Annotated in this window: 24 protein-coding genes; 10 read left to right on the top strand and 14 right to left on the bottom strand. The window is 40.6% G+C overall.

Annotation, left to right across the window (positions count from 1 at the left end):
• Positions 1-299: 299 nt before the first annotated feature.
• A protein-coding gene (locus tag GXP67_RS03925) for an IS5 family transposase (RefSeq protein WP_394351948.1) occupies positions 300-1,053 on the bottom strand; the annotation gives its coding sequence in 2 pieces (ribosomal slippage) (positions 300-741 and positions 740-1,053; 756 coding nt in all).
• A 34-nt stretch (positions 1,054-1,087) separates the two neighbouring features.
• Here GXP67_RS03925 and GXP67_RS03920 point away from each other — a divergent pair.
• On the top strand, positions 1,088-1,522 hold the full coding sequence (locus GXP67_RS03920; RefSeq protein ID WP_162447791.1) for an RDD family protein: 435 nt from the start codon (positions 1,088-1,090) through the stop codon (positions 1,520-1,522).
• Positions 1,523-1,720: 198 nt separating this feature from the next.
• Positions 1,721-3,160, top strand: a complete 1,440-nt coding sequence (locus GXP67_RS03915; RefSeq protein ID WP_162441949.1) for a S41 family peptidase — start codon at positions 1,721-1,723, stop codon at positions 3,158-3,160.
• A gap of 120 nt (positions 3,161-3,280) precedes the next feature.
• Here GXP67_RS03915 and GXP67_RS03910 read toward each other — a convergent pair whose 3' ends face one another.
• The 4 genes from GXP67_RS03910 to GXP67_RS03895 form a co-directional block, all read right to left on the bottom strand.
• A complete protein-coding gene (locus GXP67_RS03910; RefSeq protein WP_162441948.1) occupies positions 3,281-4,432 on the bottom strand; it encodes a Gfo/Idh/MocA family protein in 1,152 nt (383 codons plus the stop codon).
• 176 nt (positions 4,433-4,608) lie between these two features.
• Complete coding sequence (locus tag GXP67_RS03905; protein WP_162441947.1) at positions 4,609-5,400, bottom strand: LytR/AlgR family response regulator transcription factor; 792 nt, start codon at positions 5,398-5,400, stop codon at positions 4,609-4,611.
• Positions 5,381-6,445 (bottom strand): sensor histidine kinase, encoded by a 1,065-nt coding sequence (locus GXP67_RS03900; protein ID WP_162441946.1) that lies wholly within the window; start codon positions 6,443-6,445, stop codon positions 5,381-5,383. Before GXP67_RS03900 ends, GXP67_RS03905 begins: the two co-directional genes overlap by 20 nt.
• Before the next feature lie 104 nt (positions 6,446-6,549).
• Positions 6,550-7,404: an ATP-grasp domain-containing protein gene (locus GXP67_RS03895; RefSeq protein ID WP_162441945.1), complete on the bottom strand. Its 855-nt coding sequence runs from the start codon at positions 7,402-7,404 to the stop codon at positions 6,550-6,552.
• 148 nt (positions 7,405-7,552) lie between these two features.
• Here GXP67_RS03895 and GXP67_RS03890 point away from each other — a divergent pair, with 148 nt between their 5' ends.
• From GXP67_RS03890 to GXP67_RS03880, 3 genes are all read left to right on the top strand, one after another.
• Entirely contained in the window at positions 7,553-8,632 is a 1,080-nt protein-coding gene (locus tag GXP67_RS03890) for a hypothetical protein (protein ID WP_162441944.1), read from the top strand.
• Between the two features lie 120 nt (positions 8,633-8,752).
• The gene (locus GXP67_RS03885) at positions 8,753-9,328 is read left to right on the top strand and encodes an RNA polymerase sigma factor (RefSeq protein ID WP_162441943.1); all 576 of its coding nucleotides are present in this window, start codon (positions 8,753-8,755) and stop codon (positions 9,326-9,328) included.
• Positions 9,309-10,520 (top strand): hypothetical protein, encoded by a 1,212-nt coding sequence (locus tag GXP67_RS03880; protein WP_162441942.1) that lies wholly within the window; start codon positions 9,309-9,311, stop codon positions 10,518-10,520. Before GXP67_RS03885 ends, GXP67_RS03880 begins: the two co-directional genes overlap by 20 nt.
• 4 nt (positions 10,521-10,524) lie before the next feature.
• Here the strand turns inward: GXP67_RS03880 and GXP67_RS03875 are convergent, their stop codons facing one another.
• The 4 genes from GXP67_RS03875 to GXP67_RS03860 form a co-directional block, all read right to left on the bottom strand.
• Positions 10,525-11,547, bottom strand: a complete 1,023-nt coding sequence (locus tag GXP67_RS03875; protein ID WP_162441941.1) for an SPASM domain-containing protein — start codon at positions 11,545-11,547, stop codon at positions 10,525-10,527.
• Positions 11,548-11,619: 72 nt separating this feature from the next.
• Positions 11,620-12,003 carry a nuclear transport factor 2 family protein gene (locus GXP67_RS03870; protein ID WP_162441940.1) on the bottom strand — a complete coding sequence of 128 codons (384 nt, stop codon included), beginning with the start codon at positions 12,001-12,003 and terminating at the stop codon, positions 11,620-11,622.
• Between the two features lie 80 nt (positions 12,004-12,083).
• Positions 12,084-12,494 carry a hypothetical protein gene (locus GXP67_RS03865; protein WP_162441939.1) on the bottom strand — a complete coding sequence of 137 codons (411 nt, stop codon included), beginning with the start codon at positions 12,492-12,494 and terminating at the stop codon, positions 12,084-12,086.
• A gap of 186 nt (positions 12,495-12,680) precedes the next feature.
• A complete protein-coding gene (locus GXP67_RS03860; protein WP_162441938.1) occupies positions 12,681-12,935 on the bottom strand; it encodes a hypothetical protein in 255 nt (84 codons plus the stop codon).
• A 299-nt stretch (positions 12,936-13,234) separates the two neighbouring features.
• Between GXP67_RS03860 and GXP67_RS03855 the strand changes: the two genes are divergently transcribed.
• Positions 13,235-13,429: a hypothetical protein gene (locus tag GXP67_RS03855; protein ID WP_162441937.1), complete on the top strand. Its 195-nt coding sequence runs from the start codon at positions 13,235-13,237 to the stop codon at positions 13,427-13,429.
• A 36-nt stretch (positions 13,430-13,465) separates the two neighbouring features.
• Here GXP67_RS03855 and GXP67_RS03850 read toward each other — a convergent pair whose 3' ends face one another.
• Together GXP67_RS03850 and GXP67_RS03845 are read right to left on the bottom strand one after the other, a co-directional pair.
• Positions 13,466-14,146, bottom strand: coding sequence for a response regulator transcription factor (locus GXP67_RS03850; RefSeq protein ID WP_162441936.1), 681 nt, complete (start codon positions 14,144-14,146; stop codon positions 13,466-13,468).
• Between the two features lie 105 nt (positions 14,147-14,251).
• Positions 14,252-15,736 (bottom strand): sensor histidine kinase, encoded by a 1,485-nt coding sequence (locus tag GXP67_RS03845; protein ID WP_162441935.1) that lies wholly within the window; start codon positions 15,734-15,736, stop codon positions 14,252-14,254.
• Between the two features lie 217 nt (positions 15,737-15,953).
• Between GXP67_RS03845 and GXP67_RS03840 the strand changes: the two genes are divergently transcribed.
• Positions 15,954-16,739, top strand: a complete 786-nt coding sequence (locus GXP67_RS03840; RefSeq protein ID WP_162441934.1) for a GLPGLI family protein — start codon at positions 15,954-15,956, stop codon at positions 16,737-16,739.
• Positions 16,740-16,928: 189 nt separating this feature from the next.
• Complete coding sequence (locus GXP67_RS03835) at positions 16,929-19,823, top strand: TonB-dependent receptor domain-containing protein (protein WP_232064909.1); 2,895 nt, start codon at positions 16,929-16,931, stop codon at positions 19,821-19,823.
• Positions 19,824-19,984: 161 nt separating this feature from the next.
• Here the strand turns inward: GXP67_RS03835 and GXP67_RS03830 are convergent, their stop codons facing one another.
• The 3 genes from GXP67_RS03830 to folP form a co-directional block, all read right to left on the bottom strand.
• Positions 19,985-20,434, bottom strand: coding sequence for a hypothetical protein (locus GXP67_RS03830; protein ID WP_162441933.1), 450 nt, complete (start codon positions 20,432-20,434; stop codon positions 19,985-19,987).
• Between the two features lie 52 nt (positions 20,435-20,486).
• Entirely contained in the window at positions 20,487-21,347 is an 861-nt protein-coding gene (gene cdaA / locus GXP67_RS03825; RefSeq protein WP_162441932.1) for a diadenylate cyclase CdaA, read from the bottom strand.
• Between the two features lie 130 nt (positions 21,348-21,477).
• A complete protein-coding gene (gene folP / locus GXP67_RS03820; RefSeq protein WP_232064905.1) occupies positions 21,478-22,338 on the bottom strand; it encodes a dihydropteroate synthase in 861 nt (286 codons plus the stop codon).
• Positions 22,339-22,422: 84 nt separating this feature from the next.
• Here folP and GXP67_RS03815 point away from each other — a divergent pair, with 84 nt between their 5' ends.
• Entirely contained in the window at positions 22,423-22,980 is a 558-nt protein-coding gene (locus GXP67_RS03815) for a DUF1599 domain-containing protein (RefSeq protein WP_162441931.1), read from the top strand.
• Between the two features lie 448 nt (positions 22,981-23,428).
• Positions 23,429-24,874 (top strand): chromosomal replication initiator protein DnaA, encoded by a 1,446-nt coding sequence (dnaA, locus tag GXP67_RS03810; RefSeq protein ID WP_162441930.1) that lies wholly within the window; start codon positions 23,429-23,431, stop codon positions 24,872-24,874.
• Positions 24,875-24,879 lie beyond the last annotated feature (5 nt).

Raw genomic sequence — 24,879 nt, 5'->3', positions numbered from 1 at the left:
ATTTTACTTTACCTGGAAGTAACGATATACTATTAGAATGTATAAATTCAGACAGATATAGTATAAAAATCAATATTGTGTGGTATTAATCAATTTCTTACCTTATTACTTGACACAAAAAGATAGCGTTGGGTTACATACATCTTAAAATTCTCATTCAGTCTCAAAAATTATAAAATTATGCAAACAACTTTATCTGAAGGATTAATTAACAAAAGTGAACTTATCAGTGAGATCATTAAGCCAACCCGAAGACGTAAGCGGTTCTTCAATTATATACTAGGTTGTGTTGACAATCATTATAGTGTTAGCATCACAGCGCAAGCAAGTTGCCAGAAGGAAAGAAAGTTGCGGGCTGTTTTCTCATAGCGGGTAGCTAGCCTGCGATAATGTTTCAGGCGATTAAAAAACCGCTCTACTTTATTTCTATCGGCATACAAATTCTCATCATATGCTCGTTTCTCTAGCCGGTTAGCTTTTGGTGGAATCACTACCTGAGCTCCTGCCTGTTCAATAAAAGCAATCAACACATCACTATCATAGGCTTTATCGGCTACTACAGCTCCTGTGCACTCACCTTCGAGTAAACAGGCAGCCATTTGCAAATCATGGACTTGTCCGGCTGAGAGCATTACGCGCCTGGGATTTCCCAAGGCATCTACTGTGACATGTATTTTACTGCTGTAGCCACCTCGGCTTCGGCCTAAGGCTTCATCAGTTTGTCTATACTTTTTTTTGACCGGCTGCATGCTGATGAGCACGTATAATGGTGCTATCAAGTAGTATCCAATCCAAGTCAGGCTCTTGTAAGGCCCCAAATACTTGTTGCCAGATTCCTTTTTTACTCCACCGGTTAAAGCGTTGAAATACTGTATTCCACTTGCCATATCGTTCCGGCAAGTCTCGCCAAGGAGCTCCGCTACGGGCTATCCACAGCACAGCCTGCACAAATTGGCGGTTGTCTTCTCCACTTCGTCCCGGATCAGTTGCTTTGCCGGGTAGCAAAGGGGCAATCTTCAGCCATTGATCTTCTCGCAACTCATATCTTCGCATCGTTTTTTATAGCTAAGTTCTTCACTTCTCACCTATATGTCAACACGACCTAGATTTAGTATTTTTTTATGTAATATTTATAGGGATTGGTATAGTTTGGGAAATTTCTGCTCTTATTTCTACAGATGCATCCGATACTACTACGCTTTCTGATTCATTATTATTAAATTATTTACTACCCTCTATTATGCTTGTAGCTTATTATACTTTTTTTGAATACAAGTTCGGTAAAACGATTGGGAAAATGATAACGAATACCAAAGTAGTCAGGAAGGATGGAGGAAAGCCTACCTTGAAAAATATCCTGGGTAGATCTTTTGCCCGTTTGATTCCTTTCGAACCTTTGTCTTTAATCGGCTCTCATTTACCTGTAGGGCTGCATGATAGTATAGCTGACACATTAGTAGTAGATGATATTGCCTTATATAATATAGAGAAGGCTAAAGAAAAAACTGAAGAAAGCTTCTAAGTTTACTGTTTAGCGTATCAAATATAAAAGAGGTTGCTTGGGTACAGGCAGCCTCTTCTTATTTTTTACAAAATGCATGAATTAATCCGGGACGTATATTCGACAGTTGAGTGTAGTTTTGATGCATTCCGGTAAAGTGATAATTTGAAGAATAATTTCCAGGATGCAACTTCGGGTATATAAGAACAACAATCCCACATGAAAAAAGTATTTCTTAGCATTGTCCTCCTTGTTGGATTGATGCTACAAACAAAGAGCCAGACACTCACCCCCGAACAATTACAAGCCGACTTTGATCTATTCCGCAAAGCCCTGCATGAAGTGCATCCGCAACCTTATTTGTACACTTCTAAATCAACGTTTGATTCCTTATTTACAGCCACCAGAGCCAGGCTTAACCAGCCTATGTCGCAACAGGGTTTTTATACTAGTATGACACCCCTGATTGCTGCTTTGCATGATGGGCATATGAAATGGATCGTTTCCGGGAAAGACCAGCATTACCCTTTTTTTACCGATCAGTTATTTCCACTGCAACTCTATTTTACAGGAAAGAAAGCCTGGATTAGCGGAAATTATGGCAGTACAGAAGTTCCTTTAGGTGCAGAGGTTTTATCTATTGATGGAAAGCCAGTGTCTGATATTATCGAGCAACTATTGCCCAATATCACTTTTGCGGATGGCTTTACCATGCAGGGAAAATACGAAGAATTGAACCATTTTTTCTCCGGCTATTATGCAACTTATATAACTGCTTCACCAACGTATGAAGTAATTTTTCAGGATGGAATAGTGCAAAAGACAATTACCCTTCCGGCCGTAACAGAAGAAATGGTAAAAACATATACAGAAAAAAACAAACCAGCCTCTCAACCGCCCTTCCGCCTTACCTATCCCTCCTCTAACACAGCCATTCTGACGATTGAGCGATTCTGGTCTGGTAAAAATGAGCCAGACTATTCGAAATTTCTGAAGGAGACTTTCCGGCAAATAGAAGAAAAACAAATTCAGCATCTTGTGCTCGATATACGCAATAATGAAGGAGGGGAAGAAAAGTATGGAATAGAATTGTATGAATATCTGGCCAAGCAGTCTTTCCATTATTACGATCATATTAAAGTAGCCCGTAAAGAGAAAATATCTTTTGCTGCCTGGCGGCCTGGTATTTATGATAAACTCTTGCGAAAACTGCTCGTGAAAAAAACAGCAAATGGCTATGTGTTTAATTATCCCAAAGCGCTGAAAACTACTACATCCAAGCGGAATGCGTATAAGGGCGATCTGCTTATACTGGTGAATGGAAACAGTTTTTCGGTAACTACTGAGTTCTCAGCCAGAGTGCATGCAGATAAACGGGCAACTTTTATCGGACAGGAAACTGCCGGAGGCTACCGGACTAATAGTAGTGGACTGTTTACCATTGTTCAACTCCCAAATTCAAAAATTGATCTGGGTATTCCTATGTTTGGTTTTCAAATGGCCAATGTTCCGGCAGAAATACAGCATGGACAAGGCATTGTTCCGGATTATATAGTTACGCCTGCGATAGAGGATATTATAAAAAAGCGTGACAAAGTGATGGAATATACCTTACAATTGATTGGCAGTAAAGCTGCTGTTTTGCCTGCAAGTAAATAATAGTTAGTAGTTAATCAATCATATACTTAATGCAAAATGCCACAGGAGTGTGGCATTTTGCATTTTATAACTTATATCAGTTATAGCATTACATAGATCAATTGACCACTGATCACTGACTTATACCTGAACCCAGGCTTGTTTGCGATGGCTTTCTATGATTTTTTCACACAGCACTAGTTCTCTCAAACCATCGGCAAATGTAGGATATGTAGGATTGGCCGGTTGTTTTCCTGCCCGTACGGCCTGATACACTTCCTTAAATAATTGTTTGGAAGTATCCGGGAAACCTTCGTTGTGTCCGCCAGGGAAAGAGATTAAACCGGCGCTTTCGCGGTGAACCAGCGCCGGATCACGCATCAGCAGTTCGTTGGCAGTATCCCGTTTCCCGATCCACAGGTTATTCGGTGATTCGGAGCACCAGCTGAGGGTTTCTTTAGAGCCTGAAATTTCCAGATTGATCCGGTTTTTACGTCCGGCAGATACCTGGCTTACGGTTACTACCCCTCTGCTGCCATCATCGAATTTAAGCATCACGGTAGCATAATCTTCCGTATTGATGGGAACTTCCTGATAATCCTCAGGCTGCAATAGTTTACCGGAATAGGTTTCTATAGGTTTGGTCGGTTTTTTACGGTTAGGGTGAATGGTAGCAAAATCAGCCATTACCGCCGTGATATGCAAACCGGAAATATATTCGATCAAATCCATCAGGTGAGAGCCAATATCGGCAATGGCACGGGATTCTCCGGATTTGTCTGGTTCTAACCGCCAGTTATAATCTGTTTCGTAGAAAAGCCAGTCTTGCAGGTAGGTTCCAATAATGGAATGTACACGGCCTAATTCGCCTTTTTCGCGCATTACCTTCATTTGACGTACCAAAGGATAATAGCGGATGTTGAAATGCAAGGCATTCACCAAACCGGATTTTTCGGCAAGTTCCACCAGTTCTTTTGCTTCAGCAGCTGTGTTGGACAAAGGTTTTTCGCAAACCACATGTTTTCCGGCTTGTAAAGCACTTTTTGCCATGGGGTAGTGTAAAAAATTAGGTGTACAAATGTGTACACATTCAATCTCCGGATCGGTTAACATGGCATTAAAATCTCCGTAAGATTTTCCAATTCCCAGGCTCTGGGCTTTGGCTCTGGCATAATCGTCGCTAAAATCATTAATGGCGACTACTTCTACATCAGGAAGGCGGCGGAGGGCTTCAATGTGGGCCGGACCAATAAATCCAAGCCCAGCAACGCCCACTTTAATCTTTTTCGTCATATTAAGATAAGTAAGGTTAATCTGGACTTTAAAGGTATTGTTTTTAGAATTACCTGCAAACAGATTTTTTGAATTTGCAGACCCAAAGGGAGAGAGCCTCATAAAGGCAGCAATTGAGCAAGGAATATATACTTTTATTTCAACCATTCAACAATCAAACTATCCAGCCATGCAACCTATTCTCCCAGCCATACTTTGAAATCTCCGGCTTTAATGCGGCTCACCAGTACTTCTTCTTCGAATGCCGGACGTAGCTGAATTTTGAGTTTATTATTGAAATACAGATGCACTTTTTCTATGGACCGTAGTTCAGCAATGATCTGGCGGTTGAGCCGGAAAAAACGCTTGGGATTCACCATTTTATCAAGTTCGTCGAGGGGATAATCCACCATGTATTCGCGGTTGTCATGGCTTTTGATAAAGGAAATTTTATTCCTGGTGAAGAAATAAGCAATTTCGTCTGTTTCGATGGCAAACAAGCGCTGCCCTTGTTTGATCATAAACCGGTCTCTGTAGGTGGTAATCTGAGTAGTTTGCGGCAAGGGTGCCGATAATTGGGTAATAAGGTTCGCTAAGGAACTTTGCAAAAAGTCGGGCTGCGTAGAAAGGATTTGTTTCAGTTGCTGTAATTTGTTGAGCGCTCTGCGGAGATCTTCTTCTTTAATTGGTTTCAGCAGATAGTCGATACTATTCACCCGGAAGGCTTTGATAGCATATTCATCATACGCCGTCGTAAAAATCACCGGGCAATTTACTGTTACCTGGTTGAATATCTCAAAACTTTGTCCATCAGAAAGCTCTATATCCATCAGGACCAGATCCGGGCTGGAGTGGGTTTGCATCCATTCTACAGATTCTTCTACGCTGCCGATAGTTGCCAGCAGCTGGGCATCAGGTTGAACATCGGCAATCATCCGCTGCATTTTCCGGGCAGTGAGTTCTTCGTCTTCAATAAGCAGTATTTTCATAGGATGCAGGGCTTGGCTGAACACTGGAGGGAATAAGCGGAATAGTTACCTGAAAACAATCACCGGTCTGTTTTACCAGAATATCCGGCTGTTTGAGTAACTGGAATTTCCGGGCTATATTCTTAAGTCCGGTCTGGCTGGAAGGCACCAGATTGGTTTTTTTGCGCAGGGTATTGAGTACATGCAGGTTATTCACTTCATCGGTAAAAATCCGGATCAGCAGGGGTTTCGATGGCGTAACTGCGTTATGTTTCACGGTATTTTCAACCAGCAGTTGTAAGGTAAGCGGAGGCAACTGGAAGGAATAATAGGCTTCATCTACCTCTATGTGTACATCAATTCCTTTTCCAAACCTGGTTTGCAGCAAATGTACATAGGCTTCAATAAAATGGAGTTCGTTTTCAAGTGTTGTCAGCGAACTCTCATTGGTATGGAGTACATAGCGGTAGACAGAAGATAATTCTTCTATGAATCGTTCTGCCCGTTTGGGGTCTTCACTCACCAGAGAAGAAAGCGTACTTAAGCTATTGAACAAAAAATGAGGATTGATCTGCGATTTAAGTGAATCCAGCTGGCTTTGCAGGTTTTCTTTTTTGAGCTGTTCCGCTTCATAATAGGTAGCCCACCATTGTTTATACAAATATTTGCCTTCATAAATGGCAGCAATAGGTACGGTAAATAAAAAAGGCACCAGCAGATTGATCCAGTAGGAGCGTGCCGATATAGGATAGCCCCAGAATAAAGTTACATCATACAGATAGGTTATTCCTATGCGCATAATTATTGTGCTCAATACATACCAGGAAAAAATGTACAGAATCCGGTATTTTGTTTGAGTGAGCTGCGGATACCTTTTTCGGGCCAGTATAATTCCCAGGCGGCTTACTTCCCAGAAGGACACACACTCGATCAGGCTGAAAAATAATCCCTTCCAGACACTGATATTATTTCCATTATTTTCGGGAAGATAAAAAATAAAATTACCTAAAATTGCTACCAGAGGTACGCCTACCAAACGCAGCCATTTGTCATTCAGTTTCTCCATTTTCCATCCAGCATAGTAAGTAAATATACAGCAAATTCATCGGCCTTCAACCAACTATATACCCAACTGACAGAAAATCCCACCCGGTTGCTGGAAATGAGGACTCAAATTGATTGCAACCTATGCTCAACCTTAATAATATTCTGCCATAATAAAAAAGCGTTATTTCCTGCAAATCCGCTCTCTTGCCCATCATTTACTTCAATCACTATCCAATTGCCTTCAACAGTTTTAGCCACATCTATTACTAAGAAACAAACCAAAATACGTTTAGATACTTCATCCGCTAATTTTAATGCTTGTTCTCTATCTTTATCAGATAAATCATAATAAGAAGTATACCAATAGCGGCCAATACTGACTAGTTGCTGTTTCCAGTAAAACAATCTGAATTCAAAGCTGCTAGGGATACGATCAGCAACTGAATTTTCTACAACTTGTAAGGATATATATTGACGGCAAACCATTTTTTGCCAATGAAGCATGGGATCATACTGCCAGTGAATAAGTAAATGCTCAAACTGCTCTGCGTTTTCTATTATACTTAAGCTCTTTTTATGTTTATGGGTCTGCCTTTCGCCTTTTACAAAAATGGGCCATTCAAAGTCTTCCTCTACTGTTTTAGCACTTGGAAGATTTGTATATACCATACTATAGGGCGTTAAATCAGCGATCAGGGGATACCAGACTGGAAGTAACGAACAGCGTTCATGCTCATCAGGTGAATGTATTAAAGTGATTTCTTCAGCAAGTAATTCATGATAAATTTGATGGTACTTTTCTATCGCGCCTATTCTGGCTATAGTAGGTTGATTAGGTGAGTAAAACGCAGATTGTACATTAAAAAAATTACGAAAATCAAAATCATAAATTCCCAGCCCGGTAGATTGAATTATAAACGGTAGCGTTCCCTCAACTATAAAGAAGTCATCAATGCTGAGCGATTGGGTTAGTTGCATATATGTCTTTTGAATGGTCTGAATAAAAAGTCATATTCTGTTTCATATATAATAAAATATTTTCAGAACCCACCAGCGTTTCCACCAGTTGCTTCGTCAGGGATAGAGAAGTCAACATTCAACCAACCATTCTCAATCACAATAAATTATGAAAACGACACAAGTTTCCCTTCAGCTACTATGGATATCCCTCATCTGTAGCTTACTACTCTCCAGTTGTGAAACCGATTCTGGTAAACCTACACCTGCCACCGGCTGCCGGATTCAAAAGTACACCGCTGTTATTCAGCAGCCTGGTTCACAACACGTGCAAAATGAACAAGCTATTTTTACTTATGACAACGAGGGTAAACTTATTAAAGCAGATTCCTCATGGACTATTAGTGGCGGAAGCAGTGGCTTGGATAATGGAAATAGCTCTACTGTGGCTACCTATACCTATAATGCAGAAGGTTTTTTAACAGCCGCTAACTCCCAGACGGTCAGGCAAACAATGATCGGAACTGGAAACACCAAAACCGATCATAGGTCCTTAAATACTACTTTTACCTATACCCAGGGTAAACTTACAGGGTATTTGGCAAATAGTGTTTCTTTTTACGGACTAGCAACTAATGTTACTGGCACCTTTGAATATGATGCAGCCGGAAATGTGGTGAAACAAACGGCTGTGAATACCTATACCTACGACCCAAATGTGGTGAAAGAAGTACCTGGGTATCCCAGCGGCTGGCAACGTACTTGGATATATACCGATAAGCAACTTACAGATTATATAGAAAAAAGAGGAGCTGCGGAAACACATCCGTATACCATTCAGAATGGCCTCGTCACCAAAGCTACTTATCCGGAAAGTTATACTCTCTTTGAATACGATAATCAGCAACGATTAACCAAGTATCAGTTTTTTAATGGAAACAAGCTCAATTCTTATTATACACAAACCTGGAACGAAGGAAAGCCTTTCTTTACTTCTTTGCCAGCTTTTAAAGGATTCCCTGAATTACAGCCCATCATGGGAAAAGTGGGTGTCTGGAAAACGTTTAATTATTACGCCGATTATCCAGGAAGTGGTATAGCACAACTTACCTCTATCTCTAATACTATACAACTGAATGGTGAAGATTTTGTAAGCCAGGCCGTAACCGAACACAAAGATTTAACTCCTGGTATACCTTCCCAAACTGGCAGCCGCACAGAAAATTATACCTACACTGGCTGTAAATAATAACTGATGTTTGTGCTGATTTATAATGAGTATTTATAACTTATGCTATTGATTCTCAATGGTTAAAATAACAGCCTGAATTATTATCAGACAGAAAAATGAACTAAGCATTTTATTGAATTGGCAGAACGGAATTTATCAGATATCATCCAAGGATGCTGCAAAGGCAGAGAAACTGACCGGAAAGCGTTGTATGAACGTTTTTACGGGTATGCTATGTCGGTGTGTATGGCGTATGCCAATGATCGGGAAGATGCCGGAGAAATGCTGAATGATGGGTTTTTGAAAGTGTTCAAAAATATTAAAGAACTGAAAAATCAGGAGGTGATTGTGCCCTGGATACGAAAAATTATGGTGAATACGGCCATTGATTATTACCGGAAGAATGCCAGACGTGCCAGACAAATTCAGGTAGAAACGGTAGCCTGGCAACTGGAAGAACCTTATTTAAATGATGAAGCACTATTTGCTCAGTTTTCAGCTGAAGATATTCTGCAAATCCTTCAACAAATGTCTGCACCTTACCGGATGGTATTCAGCCTGTATGTGATGGAAGGTTTTTCACACCGGGAAATTGCCCAGCAGCTCAATATTGCTGAAAGTACTTCCCGTTCTCACCTGACTGAAGCTAACCGCTTGCTCCGGCAGTCTCTCAGTAAGCAAACCCAAGATAATTATGCAAGAACCAAACGATAAACACCTACACGACTGGGTACGCAAAACCCTGCCCACTTATCAGCCAGCACCACAGCCGCAGGACTGGATTCGTATGCAGAAAAAGCTCCGGCAACGATATTGGTGGCGAATGGGCTTCCTATGTTTGGGTTGCGTGCTGATCGGAATAATGGGTCTCTGGTGGTTCTATAGAGATGCTGCCCCATATAAACCAGTTCAGGAGAAAGCAGCTTCAACGGAAAGCAGACCCCAACTGGAACATTCATTCAGTAGCCAGAATCAGGTAATTCCAGCAACACGAGCAGATTCTTCAACTATAGCTATGGAAGGTAAAGCAAACAGTAGGTTGGAGAGCAGAAAGCATATCACTGTTACGGCTATTACTCAGACAATTCATGTATTAAAACAAAATGTATCGTTTCTCCTGCAAAAAAAAGCAGAAAGTTCCTTGCCTCAGGTTTCCATTCCCTTATTCAGCCTGGAAGAAAATCATATCCGCTACCAGATGCAAACCGGTGACTTTGGCGCAGATTCAACTTCTTACCAGGTATTCAGCCGGAATGTAAGCAAGTGGCCAGATGCGGTAGTTGTTTGCGATCTGACCACCAGTATGTATCCATACAGCGTCCAGATTTTTTCATGGTTGCAGAAGAACAGCCAGAAACCTAATATAAAGGCAGTCTTATTTTTTACTGATTGCGATAGTACTGGTCAGGAAACCCGGCTGATGGAAACATCTGGGCAAATGTTTGTAAGTACCAGTTTACAAGCGGAAAATGTGTTACCAGTGATGGTGCAGGCGGCCAGAAATACGGTTCGCAATGGAAACAGTGAAGAGAATGACATTGAAGCCTTGTTATATGCACAGCAGCAATTTCCGGAAGCCAAACACCTGATCTTAATAGCTGATAATTCCAGTGCAGTAAAGGATATGGCTTTTCTGGAAAATATAAAGAAACCGGTTCATGTGATTTTATGTGGCAGTGCAGCTGATTCTACACAGGCTTTTCAGCCAGAATACAAAGATATAGCTTTGCAAACCAAAGGTTCTTTACATACCATGGAGGATGATTTGAATCCAGGTGAGGAAAAAAAACAACCCTGGTTACAGGTGGGGGAGCGATTTTATAGGTATGATGTGAAAAAGAAGCAGTATAAACTAACAAGATTCCGGTACCGTCCCAAGCATATTATGGGTTTGTTCTGGTTGTAGGAGATTATCCCCAAACTTTGGTGCCTTCCGTGCAGTTGCGGCATATATCTATGTTGCTTCTGGCACCAAGGAGCAATTGCCGGAAATGAGCATACGTTTCATTTTTCCAGAGCCGCTTAAAATTACTGGTTTTTAAATCGCCCAGGCGGTGATGGGCATCCTTATCAAAACAGCAGGGAACTACCATTCCATCCCATGTGATCACACAGGAATGCCACATTTTCCAGCAATGGTTCAGCAATTTATTTTTAATGCGGTAGGTGCCATCAGGGTTTTTGGTATACCTGGTATATTTTTCATTGGCGGGAATGAGAGGTGATCCTTGCTCATAGTCGTAGATCTGTGCTGTTTTCAGCGCAACTTCATCCACACCTAATTCGGTAGCCAGTTGATGTACCTCTGTAATCTGATGCTCATTAGGTTTTACTACCAGAAACTGAAAAATAATATGTGGGGTAGGAGAGTTCAGTTCTTTTTTCCACCGGATGATGTTTCTGGTGCCTTCCAGTACTTTGTGCAGTTTGCCTCCTATCCGGTAAGATTGGTAGGTTTCCTGGGTAGTGCCATCGATAGAAATAGTGAGGCGGCTGAGGCCAGATTCTACTGTTTTGCGGGCATTGGCATCGGTAAGATAGTGGGCGTTAGTAGAAGTGGCTGTATAGATATTTCTGGAGGAAGCATATTGTACCATTTCCAGAAACTGCGGATGTAAATAAGGTTCGCCCTGAAAATAAAAAGTGAGATAGAGTAAGGTATCTTTCAGTTCATCAATTGTTTTCTGGAATAAACTGTCTGCTAACATGCCGGTAGGCCGGGTGAAAGAGCGTAAGCCACTGGGGCATTCCGGACAGCGCAGATTACAGGAAGTGGTAGGTTCAAAAGAGATACTGATGGGTAAACCTGCATGAATGGCTTTTCGGGTAAGGCGGGAAAGATGATAGCTGCCCATCACCAGCGCACTGTTCCAGGCTTTTCTGGGGGTGAGTTTGGAGAGTAGTTCAAATCCGTCTTTCCAGTGAACTGACATATAAGCTGCCTTTTGATTTGGGGTAAAGGTAAGTATTTTCAGGTAGCCTGCATGAAATTTAGACCGTTGCCCTTAACTTATATCTTCAATCAAAATAATCTGCTGGTATTGAAAACGGAAAACAGATTTTCCCTTTAATTGTAAAGTGTCGCCTTTTTTCATCCCATTGGGTAAATCTATCGCTAATACTGCTACATAGTCAAGCAGTACTTCTGCCTGATCGGGCTGAAAATTAATGTGTTGAATGCTTTGCTTCCGCTGGCTAAAATACCTGACAGCCTGTTCAGCTTGTTCTCTAAAAGCAGCTTTTCCTTTTAAAGAATGCGTAACTTCTCCATTGGAAATATTTCTGAATTCAATATCCGGATGCAGGTGAGTAAGCATTCCCGGCACATCAAACTGGTTGTAGGCCTGAATATATTGCTCAATTATAGTTTGAAGTGTAGCTGGAAGCATCAGTAAATTACCAGTAATATTTTAAAATTAACAATTTGACTTATTTGTTTTTTGATTTTTTCTCTGCTTTTGCTGAAAGTTTAAATTACTCTTTTTGGCTTCAAAAGCCATAATACTCCATTTAGAAGCAGCAACATACTAAAAAATAAAAGTAAGAATATAGTTGAATCAAAAACAAGAGGTTTTATTGGATCGCCAATCCGGTCAGATATATCATACCATGTAACCAGTAGGGCATAGAGGGTATAAGCCAGAACACTACCTGCTATGATTATCCAGAAAATCAGGTTGTTTCTTAGCACTTGTGCTGCCAGTAGAAGAGCCGGAATCAGATACAGCCAGAAATAGGAAAGGCCAATTGAGCTCGTGTATTGTAAAGATTGTAGATTATTTCCCGAAAGGTTGATTATACTCCATGTTACTAAAGCGATAGCATAACAACTCCTTTGAAAGATCTCGTTGCCAAATAAGAGTTTTAATTTGGTAGCCATAGGATGAGTTTTACATCAATATATGAAAGAAAATTATCCCGGTTGCTAATATAATAAAAGCATAGGCATGGAAATACATGCCGTTGGTAAAATTGTCCGTTTTGATAAATGACAGAATGGAGCAAAAAAATAACAGCATGTGTATTAAACACATGCTGTTATTTTTTATCAAATGGAAAATAGGTATTAAAAATGATCAGTAAGCTGAATCAAATCTATATGCTCGGTATGCTCTTGTAACTTATCTAACCCTTTAAAAACTACAATTTCATTCATATTGAAATGTTCATTATAACTTGCTTCTACAAAGAAACTATTTACCAGATACAGTTTAACTTCTTTATTGTTCTTGGTATGGCTTAGCAGAAACTGGGCTTTTTCTTGAAGGTATTGTTCCTTTTCACGATGCGGCAATAGTAAGAACTGGAAATAGGAAATCATAAAAATAAATAAAGTAGAGTCGGTAGAATAATTATGGTAATGAGTTTTTAAGTCAACCCACAACAAAGGCTTAGTATAAAGTAAAAATGATTCTTCTTAATTAAAATGAGATGAAATTGAGATTAAAAAGTGGTTAAAAATGATGCTGTCATGTAATGGGAATGAAGCTTTTTAAATCAGGAAAACAGGCGTTTACACTCACGATTTAATCCACTTTTAATGTAGTATTATGCAAGTGTATGTATCTTTATGTTAGATAGCTTTTACAAAAAATCCGGCTTGTAAAACAAAGTAAAGTTATGAATACAACCTATCTGGCATACAGTAAGCAGATCCTTGAAAAAGTGAGCTTTGATAAATATTTGTTTGAAAAAGAATTACATAAAGCCATAGAAATCCTGCCTGAAGTAGAAATATCAGAGTTATACAATTGGTGTATCACTGCTTTTGGGTCAGACTATCTCAGCATTATCCAACAAAGTTTTAATTTGTAACCGGTTAGCTGTCTGAGAAGAGGAAAATGAAAGTTTTTACACAATTAGTTTATAACCAATCCCCCGGATATTTACGATTTGAACATGTGGGTCAGCTTTGAGATAGTTGCGCAGGTGGGTAATAAATACATCTAAACTACGGCCGTTGAAAAAATTATCGTCGCCCCAAAGGTCTTGTAAAACCTTACTGCGTTCGAGTACTTGGTTACGCTGGAGAAACAACCGTTTTAATAATTCCGATTCCCGGTAAGAGAGCACCGAATCCTTTCCTTTAAAAATAAGTTTTTGTTTGGGATAATCGAACAGGTATTGCCCGATCTGGTATTGCTCATTTTCTGGTTGAGCTAGCGTAGTTATTTTCCGGTTCAGCAGGGCTTTAATCCGCACAATCAGTTCATCCATACTGAATGGTTTTTTCAGATAGTCATTTCCTCCCAGTTCAAAACCTTTTACAACATCTACAGTTTGCGAACGGGCAGTAAGAAATATAATCGGTACCGTTGCATTCTGAGAACGGATACGTTCGGTAAGGGTAAACCCATCGAGTTGCGGCATCATCACATCCAGCACTACTACATCCGGCGAATGAGTTTGGTACATAGTTAGCCCCTGGGCACCATCCATCGCATGCCATACCTGAAATCCCCGAACTTCCAGGCTATCTTTTACTATCTGCCCCAGCCAGACTTCGTCTTCTACTAATAATACTGTCGGCATAAAATTAATTACGAATTACGAATTACGTTTCTTTAAAAGCCTATTCTATGAGTCAGAAATTCTGTAAAACAGTAATTCAAATCACTCAACCACTCATTCACTCCATCACTTCAGCGGAAAACGAAGGGTAAATTCACTGCCTTCTGCTGGTTCACTGTGGACTTCAATTTGGCCACCATGTTTTTCTACCACCTGTTTTACATACGAAAGTCCCAGGCCAAAGCCTTTCACCTGATGCAAATCGCCGGTAGGCACCCGAAAGAAGCGGTCGAAAATAGCCTGCTGATAGGGTTTAGGGATTCCTATTCCTGTATCCTGCACGGATAATAGCCAGGTGTGAGGTTCAACATAACTTTTGATACGAATGGTTACCTTTTCATAAGAATATTTAATTGCGTTATCAATCAGGTTATTAATGGTATTGGCGATATGCAGCCGGTCTACATACACCGTTTGGTAACCAGCAGGTACGTCTACTTCAAATTGTACTGGTTTGGCAGCCTTCAACTGCTGATGCGTAACAATATCCCGTATCAGTTCAGATGGGTTAACTGGTTCAGGGTGGAGTTCGAGTTCCTTTTTTTCTTCTACGGCCATGTTGAGCACTTTTTCTACAAGATCCGATAAGCGCTGTAATTCATTTTTAGAAACTGTAAGGTAGAGTTGCGTTTTTTTTGCATTTTCCAGTGCGCCAAATGATAACATCGCTTCCACAGCAGCCGACACAGTGGCAATAGGTGTTTTCAGTTCATGCGTCATATTGTTAATAAAATCATTCTTTATTTCCGATAATTTCTTCTGCCTGAGAATAGTAGAAAGCATATACATAAAACAGCCGGTGGTAAGTACCAGCAATAGTACCGAACAAACCAGCAACCAGCTCATTTTTTGTAATACATAGGTAACCGGATTTTTGAAAGAAGCCCGTACAAACAGGTTGTGTACCGGATTTACCGGAACTGGGCGGAGTTGTACCGGATAATCATTCGAAATTTTTGTATTGAATACAGTAATACTACCTTCCGGAGAAACAGGGTGGAGCGTATCTAATTCGAAAGAGGCTTCCAGCTCACGCATTGCCAGTTCCTTCCGGAAAACTGAATCCATTTTATTCAGGTCAAAAGGTATATTCTTATACCAGTTTACAATCAGCCGGCTGGAAATACGGCGGGCCAAGGTATCGGCAGGAATGGTGAGCGCCGAAGGAGGCATATCTGGAAGCCGGTAATACTGAATGACATCCAGTTGTCGTCTTTTTCTGAGATGGTCCCGTACCGAATCTCTGGTGGCACCTAAAATAGAACTATCTTCCCTGAATAATACCACCTTATCCGACGTAATAATATCCCTTTCCATTTGCCGGTACCTTACATTCGGATCTCCATCCTCAGAGATCTTAGTATGAAAAAGCTGTCTGGCATCTGCTTCCTGCTGACGCTGGAGTGCCTGAAAAAGGGCTTCTGTAGCCGAACGGGTAAATTGCTGATAATGGAGCGTATAGGTAGTATAGAGCCAGTATCCCTGAAAGATATTTATACCCAGAATGCAAAGGGTCATGAGAATAAATATATAACGGATACGGCGCTTCATAAAATGGTCATTGGTCTGTATTCATGTGGCATTGGTCGATGCTTGGTTGCACGCCTGAATTCGTTTCTAAATATTGCTTGATTCACTATAAAGTAAAGATACACAGCAGTAAGCAGCTTTTAGCGGGTGTTAACACTAATTAACACTATATAACAATACTTAACCCCTATCAATTGAAAAATTACTCAATTTTGATCCGAACTAAATTAATCCTGTTATGAAAATAGCATACGTCTTTACCCTGCTTTTCTGCCTGCTGGCAACAATGTCTTCGTCTTATGCCCAATCTGCGGCTTCCGGAACTATTTTTTATGAAGGTGCCCGTAAAATAGACCCCTCACAAATGAAAATTGTTATCAATGGGGAAGAAGTAAAGCCTGGCAGCGCCGATGCACCTGATGTACCAACCATAGCTAGCTTTTCACAAACCCTCATCTTTTCGGGTAAATATGCCAAAGAAGAAAGGGAAATGCCCAGACCGGTAATTCGCACGCTCGATGGTGGACCTGGAGGCCCTGAGCGGGAACAGACGATGAAAATGGAGCCTCCATTGGCTGAGAAACTGTATTTAGACTTGCAGACTCAGAAAATCATTCGTGTTATGGAGGTGAAAAAAGAAAAGAAAATTTACCAGGCTGAAGAAATCTTCACAAGAGCCAGCGGATGGCAGGATTCTGATAAAACCCGTAAAATAGCCGGATATGCCTGCCGCAAGGCTACTTGTCCCTGGAAAGGAGAAACCTATACCATCTGGTATACCACTGACCTTGATTTTACCTATTCTCCCATCCGCGAACTTACGCCTTCCAAAGGAGTAGTATTACTGGTGGAAGGAAGCGAAGAATCGTTTAAAGCCATTAAGATAGATGCTAAACCTGTTGCGTTGACGGAAGTTCAGCCTGCAGCCGGAGCAGAAATGGTAAGTGCAGAAGAATTAAATGACAAACGGGATAAAGCCATGGCCGATTTCCGTCAGGTGATGATGCCAGGAGGCCCAAGATAAGCGATTAAGTAAATGTGTAATTGAGAGGAATTCAGCTATTTAAAAATAGATATTAACTATTCTCTGGAAGAATGCAGTAACAGGTTTTAAACCTATTGTTGATAGTATTGTCTTAGTGATACGATTGCTCATTTGTCGAATTAGTGGAAAATGAAGTTTGGCGTGGCAAATAACCCTTGATTTTTTATTATGCGTTTGATTGTACTCAGCATCAGTGTATTACTTAGTTTACATGCGATTACTGGCATGGCACAATCCCGTGTGAAAGGCAGTATCCGGGGTGTGGTTGTGGACTCTACTACAAAAAAAGCATTACGGGAGGCGCCGGTTACCTTATTACATGCCAAAGATTCCTCGCTTATTACGTTTACCATTACCGGTGGTGAAGGAAATTTTGCATTCAATAATATACCGGAAGGCAATTACCGCGTACTCATTACTTTTCTGGGTTACCGCAATATTTCCAAAAACATCACCCTGGATGCTTCCTCTCCCCATATTGACTTGGGAACTATGGAAATGGCGCAAACCACCATTTTGCTCAATGAAGTGGTAATTGAACAGGAGCGGGCACCCATTACCCTGAAAAATGATACACTCGAGTTTAATGCAACCTCGTTTAAAACACGCCCGAATACACAGGTAGAAGAATTATTAAAGAAAATGCCGGGTATCGAAATTAGCCGCGATGGTACGATTAAAGCGCAGGGGCAGGAAGTAAAACGTGTACTGGTGGATGGAAAACCCTTTTTCGGTGACGATCCGAAAGTGGCTACCAGAAACCTGCCTGCAGAAATTATAGACAAAGTGCAGTTGTATGACCAGGGCTCAGATCAGGCGGAATTTTCAGGTTTTGATGATGGCACCCGCGAAAAAACCATTAACCTCACCACCAAAAAAGACAAGCGCAAGGGCATTTTCGGCCAGAATAATATTGGCGTAGGTACCAGCGAACGCTACCAAGCAAGGCTTAATTTTAACCGGTTCAATAACGGGCAGCAGTTATCTATCATTGGATTAGGGAATAATATCAACCAGCAGGGTTTTACCATGCAGGATATGTCCAGTTTTGGTTCTGGATCTGGTATGTCTGGTGGAGGTGGAAGAGGTGGGGATATATCAGGTGGGGAAGGTGGTAGGGGCGGAGGTGGTGGAATGATGGTGAATCCGGGCCAGGGTGGTGGAATAGGCGGAGGTAATAATGGCAACAACAACTCTATTACAGAATCATGGGCAGGCGGCATCAATTACCGCGATAGTTGGAGTAAAAAACTGGATGTAACAGGCAGTTATTTTGCCAATCATTCCAACATAATTACCGATCAGAAAAGTCTGCGGCAAAATATTCTCCCGGATACTACTTTCATCAATGACCAAACCAATACAACCAGGAACCAGAATACCAGCAACCGTTTAAACCTCCGATTAGATTACCGTCCGGATTCTCTTACCAGCATCCGCTTCACCCCAAGCCTGACTTTTCAGAATTCTACCTATACAAGTGCCATTTTTGCCAATACATATACCGGTTCAAATGAGCCTTTAAACCAAAGCAGTACATTCAATAATTCTGTTGGGAATGGAGTCAGTGGAAATAGTAATCTGCTGTTTATGCGTAAGTTCAATAAAAAAGGCCGTAGTTTCTCGTTCAACCTGAACACTTTACTCAACCAGCAGCATACTACTGGTACCACCCGTTCTGCCAATGAGTTTTTTAATGCTCCCGATGGTCAGCCGCCAGCCAGAAATTTTGACCAGCGAAACGAGCAACAGACAGCCAGACTAAATAATACAGCTACTTTTTCGTATACCGAACCCTTATCCCTTCGCCAGACACTGGAGTTTCATTATATATTTGGCCGGAATGGAAGCCGTTCAGATAAAGAAGTAAATAATTATAATGAAGTGTCAGGGGTATATGACCTGTTTAATGAACAACTGAGTAATGAGTTTAACAATACTTTTTCTACACAACGGGCCGGTGCTACTTTACAGAATAAGCGGCTCAAGTATACCTATTCGTTTGGATTGGATATACAACAAGCCGGTTTGAAAAACGACAATGAAAGCCGCAATACTATGCTGCGCCGCAATTTTACTAACCTGCTGCCAAATGCCATGTTTACCTATTCTATAGGCCGCAATAAAAACCTGCGTATTAATTACAGATCCCGCATTAATTCGCCTTCGGTTTCTCAGTTGCAGCCAGTACCAGATAACAGCAATCCGCTCAACATCCGGCTGGGTGATCCGGACCTGAAACCTGAATATAGTAACCAACTGACAGCTACTTATAATTTCTTCAATTCTGGCAATTACCGCAGTTTATTTGCCGCCTTAAACCTAAACCAGACGGGTAATAAAATTGTAAATGCCCAGGAATTCAGCAATACTGGTACACAAACAACCAGGCCGGTTAATGAGAATGGCTATTATACAGCCACTGGATTTGTAGCCATTGGGCGGCCCATCCGTTCGATTAAAGCCAATATCAACCTGACTACGAATCTGGGATATAACCGGGGTATCAGTCTGGTCAATGGGCAGGAAAACCGTTCGAAAAGCCTGCTAGCCGGGCAGGGAGTAAGTTTGAATTCTAATTATAATGAGAAATTTGAATATGGAATCAGTGCCAATATGAATTACCAGCAAGCAACCTATTCCCTGCAAAGCCAGCAGAATAATTCTTTCTTCAGTCAGGTGCTGACAGCCGATTTGTATTATGAATTACCGTATAAATTTATTTTCACTTCGGAAGTAACCTATACTGCGAATACCGGACGTTCTGCCGGATATAACCAGAGTTTTGTATTATGGAATGCGGCTCTTGCCAGGCAATTATTTAAAAATAAACAAGGTGAACTCAAGTTGCAGGTATATGATATTCTCAACCAGAACCGCAGCATTGTACGGAATATTGGAGATACCTATGTGGAAGATGTGCAAAGCCAGGTATTACAGCAGTATTTTATGCTCAGTTTTACCTATCATTTGCGTAAGTTTGGCGGTAATTTTAATATGGGGCAAAATCCGAATAGGAGAAGTAATATGCCACCATTTATGCGTCAGCAGGGAAGACAGTAAGTTAGAGAATAGTATGTTTCTACTTAAAGATTTCAAGCGTGCTAGCAGTCCAATTTAATAATTAAAAAATCAAATTCTGCCAGCGTGTTTAATATGCATTGCTAGGCGTAGTTATATTTTAATTATCAAAACTTTCCTAACAATAATTTTAGTATCTGACTCTACTGTTTTGAATATAAGGTCGTGTAATCTCCATGTGGATTATTATCATTGGTAATAATCATATAATCGCCATCGACATAGAGTATCTCAAGATTCGAACTTTTATACGCCTTCTTTTTGGTCCCTAGTATTATTTGACAAATTTTCTCATCAAATATGTAAACGTCCTTTTTAAAATACGGTCTCTTCGAATTTATTGTTGGATTACTGTAGGTATAAGTTCCGTTCATTAGAAATTCATAGATACCAGGGTCGCTGTGAATATGAATTATCTTTTTTAAACTATCGACATTGCCTATTACATTTAGATAACCGCCCACGCTACCAATGGACTTCCATGCACCATAAATTTTATTTTTTTGGCAATTATTTTGTCCATAGCTTAAAAGGGTTGCATGTACAATTAAAATACTAGTTATGAAAACAAATTTCGTTTCAAATTTACTCATATCCATTGTTAATTGCGCCCAACAAGCAGATAAACACACCTGCCATAAGACATCAGGCAGTTTCGCGGGCGTTGCGGAGTTCTTCTTTGGAAAGTTTTACTTCTTCCAGTTCTTCTTTATTATCCAACATGTATTGGTTGAGCTTACTCCTTAATTCCTGAGCGGATAAGTTATGCATCACTTTGCCATTGGCTACCAGCGACATCTGTCCGGTTTCTTCAGATACTACCAGTACTACTGCATCCGTGATTTCTGTTAAGCCAATCGCTGCTCTGTGCCGTAAGCCAAAAGAAGCCGGCAATTCGTCGTTTTCGGAAACCGGCAGAATACAACGGGCGGCTTTAATGCGGTTCCGGACAATGATTACAGCTCCATCGTGCATGGGGCTGTATTTATTAAAAATAGAAATAAGCAAACGTTTGGAGATGATGGCATCCAGTTCGTCGCCGGAATCGGTATAGAATTTAAGTTCAGAATCTCTGGCAAATACAATTAATGCACCAGTGTGTGAAGCCGACATAGTTTTGGCCGCTTCCACAATAGGATTAATGCTTACCTGTTTTTCTACCAAAGCCCTCCGCCAGGGAAAGGAACGGAAAAACTGGTCGTTGTTGAAAACAGTGGTTTTCCCGATCAGCAATAAAAATTTCCGGATTTCCTGCTGGAATAAAATTAATAAGGCGATTACACCTACACCCATAAACTGTCCCAGAATGGCCGTAAGCAATTCCATTTCTGCGGCTTTTACCAGCAAGAAAGAGAGATATAGAGAAAGGAAGCCCAGGAACACTTTAATCGCTACACTTCCCCGCATCAATTTATACAACTGGTACAGCAGATACGTGACAAGAGAGACGTCAATCATATCTACCCAGGAGATGTTCAGAAAGCCTATGGAGAAGAGTAATCTCATGTATGCATCAGGTCATGTATTTACTAATCAAAACTATTATCTTTCGCTAAAGTTCCAGCAGTATTGATATAACTGGTAAATTATAGAGGTGGAAGGCAATAGTTCTGTATAAATTTAAACGTAATTATTGTTATTCCCGGCTATACAATGTAAAAAGTTTTACCGTTTCTACGGATTCTTTTACATCATGTACCCGCAACAATGACACTCCCTTGGTGAGTGCCAGCGTATTTAACACAGTAGTACCATTTAAGGCTTCTTCCACTGGGATATTTAATTTCTTATAAATCAACGATTTCCTCGAAAGACCTGCCAGTAGCGGAAGACCGAAAATCCGGAATTTGTCCAGGTATCGTAAAAGATAGTAATTTTGTTCTATATTTTTGGCAAAACCAAAACCTATATCCAAAATAATATCTTTTAATTCCAATTGCCGCAATAAGTAAACCTTTTGTTGAAAATATTGCATCATTTCCCCAATAATATTTTCATACGTATGGAGCGAAGCCATAGATTGTGGTGTTCCACGCATATGCATCAGAATGTATGGTACTTGCAACTGGCTCACTGTCTCAAACATTTGCTTATCTAACTCTCCTCCCGAAATATCATTTACTACACAGGCGCCGGTTTCTACCGCTATTCTGGCTACTCTGGCCCGGTAGGTATCAATCGAAATATTTGCTTCAGGAAGTTCTTTTAAAATAGCATCAATGGCCGGAATAACCCGTTTTAATTCCTCTTCTTCACTAATGTCTGCTGCACCCGGTCTGGTAGATGACCCTCCTATATCAATAAAGGTTGCACCCTGTTCTGTCATTTTACGGGCAAGCTGCACAATATCTTGCAATTGCTGTTGCCTGCTTCCAGCATAAAATGAATCTGGGGTAACATTGATAATTCCCATTACTGCCGGAACAGACAAATCCTGAATTTTACCTTTCAGAAGTAGGGTTTTCCTGGTTTCAAAAAGTGAATCAAGTTGAGGCAAATCGGGAATAGGTTATATAATTTTCGGTTGGCATCCAAATTTATGTAAATTTGGAGTCAGACACACCATATAATTTACGAAGTTTTGATTACCCAGACAGAAAACGAGTATAGGCACGTCATTGGTATATGTAAGGAATTATTTGTAAAGAAAACCAGAGATTATGGTACTTCCTGGAGAATCCTGCGTTTGCCTTCCATTACCGACCAGATATTCATTAAGGCACAGCGCATCCGTTCGATCCAGGAAAAAGGCACGCAGAAGGTGGGAGATAATATCGCTTCTGAGTTTGTAGGCATAATCAACTATTGTATCATGGCTCTGATTCAGATGGAATTGCCAGCCAATGCTCCTTTAGATTTGCCGTATGAAGAACTGGTGGAGATGTATGAAAAACAGGCAGAAAAAACATTGCAGCTCCTGCTCAATAAAAATCACGATTATGGAGAAGCCTGGCGTGAAATGCGAATCAGCTCGATGACCGATATTATTCTGATGAAATTGCTTCGTACCAAACAGATTGAAGACAATCAGGGGAAAACGCTGGTATCTGAAGGCGTGGATGCCAATTACCAGGATATGATTAACTATGCCGTGTTCTGCCTGATAAAAATGAGTTTTGGCCAGAAGACCGATAGTTAGATAGTTGTAAAGTTAAAACAAGGCCATTTACTTTAGATTCCAGCCCGATAGTTAGAAGGGAGCTGAAAAGACTAAAAATACTTAGTAAAATTAAAAGTGAGGCAGGGCACTTTAAACGTAAAAGGCTTATGTAAGGTTTGTTTTGTTAACTGTCTGTTTGTGAGTATATTATTGTACATGAAAAATCTTGCTATTTTCAGTTTTTTTCTCGCTACAACTTAGGTGTTTTATAATTTTCCAAGTCAGATATTTTGTCAAGAGAATGTAGATTACTTTTATCTTTAATTTTATTCAGTTAAAGGTTACATCTATCTGCAGGTTTTACCCCTCACAAAATTCATTTTTCAAAGCTAAATTTAATTTTTTTGTTTGCTCTTTTTTATTCATTTTTGCTCTCCCCAAAAATCAAGGTGACTGCTTAGCTTTTATTAAACGATAGTTTTGTTGGATGCTGAAAGACTGTAAAACAGTATGGAATAATTGTCTCAGGATAATCCGTGAGAACATAGCCGAACAAAGTTTCAAAACTTGGTTTGAGCCTATTGTTCCGGTGCGGCTTATTAATAATGTGTTGACTATTCAGGTGCCCAGCCAGTTTTTTTATGAGTGGCTGGAAGAACATTATGTACATGTACTGCGTAAAGCCATTGATGCTGAGCTAGGTACAGATGGCCGCCTGGAATATTCCATTATTGTGGATAAAGGCAACGATAAAAATAAGCCGTATGTCATTAACATACCTACCAGCAGTAAATCGGCTAATGGCAGTCATGGAAACGGGAAAGATACCAAGGTGAGTGTGCATGCGGAGAAATATAAAAGTCCGTTTGAATACGATAGCCTCGAAAATGCACACCTGGCTTCGTACCTGAATCCCCAATACACGTTTGAGAATTTTATTGAAGGCGACTGTAACCGGCTGGCCCGCTCAGCTGGGTATGCGGTAGCCAATAAACCTGGTGTTACCTCTTTCAATCCCTTGATGCTATATGGGGGAGTTGGTTTGGGAAAAACCCATCTGGTGCAAGCCATAGGCAATCATATTAAGAATACAGCCAGCAATAAATTTGTATTATACGTTTCTTCAGAGAAGTTTACCAATCAGTTTATTGATGCCCTGAAGAACAACAATATGCAGAACTTTACCAACTTCTACCTGCAGGTAGATGTACTGGTAATCGACGATGTGCAATTTCTGGCAGGAAAAGAACGTACGCAGGAAATTTTCTTCCATATTTTCAATCACTTGCACCAGGCTGGCAAGCAGATCATTATGACCAGCGATTGCCCACCCAGGGAGTTGAAGGGCTTACAGGACCGGTTGCTTTCCCGATTCAAGTGGGGACTTACCGCTGATTTACAGCAACCGGATTTAGAAACCCGTATCGCTATTATTCAGAAGAAGTTACAGGCCGAAGGAATATTTATTCCACCAAATGTGATTGAATACCTGGCACACAGCGTAGATACCAATATCCGTGAACTGGAAGGCGTGATCGTTTCATTAATGGCGCAAGCTTCTCTCAACCGTAAGGAAATTGACCTGGATCTTGCCCGGCAAACTTTACAGAATATTGTACAACACGTTGATAAAGAGGTAAGTATAGAAATTATCCAGAAAAAAGTAGTCGAGCATTTTGGCCTTACTCTGGAAGAGTTACGTGGAAAAAGCCGCCGGAAAGAATATGTAATCCCCCGGCAGATTGCTATTTATTTAGCTAAAGAACATACCGAACATTCTCTTAAATCTATTGGCTATCATTTTGGAGGCCGCGACCACAGTACAGTTATTCATGCCATACAGTCGGTGAATGATATGCTTAAAACAGACCAGGAAGTGAAAGCCGCCATACAAAGTGTGCAAAAACAGCTTAAACTGAAAATGGTAAAATAAGCCTG

Origin of the sequence: Rhodocytophaga rosea (assembly GCF_010119975.1) — a bacterium.
In the GTDB taxonomy this organism is placed as follows: Bacteria; Bacteroidota; Bacteroidia; order Cytophagales; family 172606-1; genus Rhodocytophaga; species Rhodocytophaga rosea.
The sequence above is the reverse complement of the archived record's forward strand: the minus strand, read 5'-3'. Positions and strand labels throughout refer to the sequence as shown.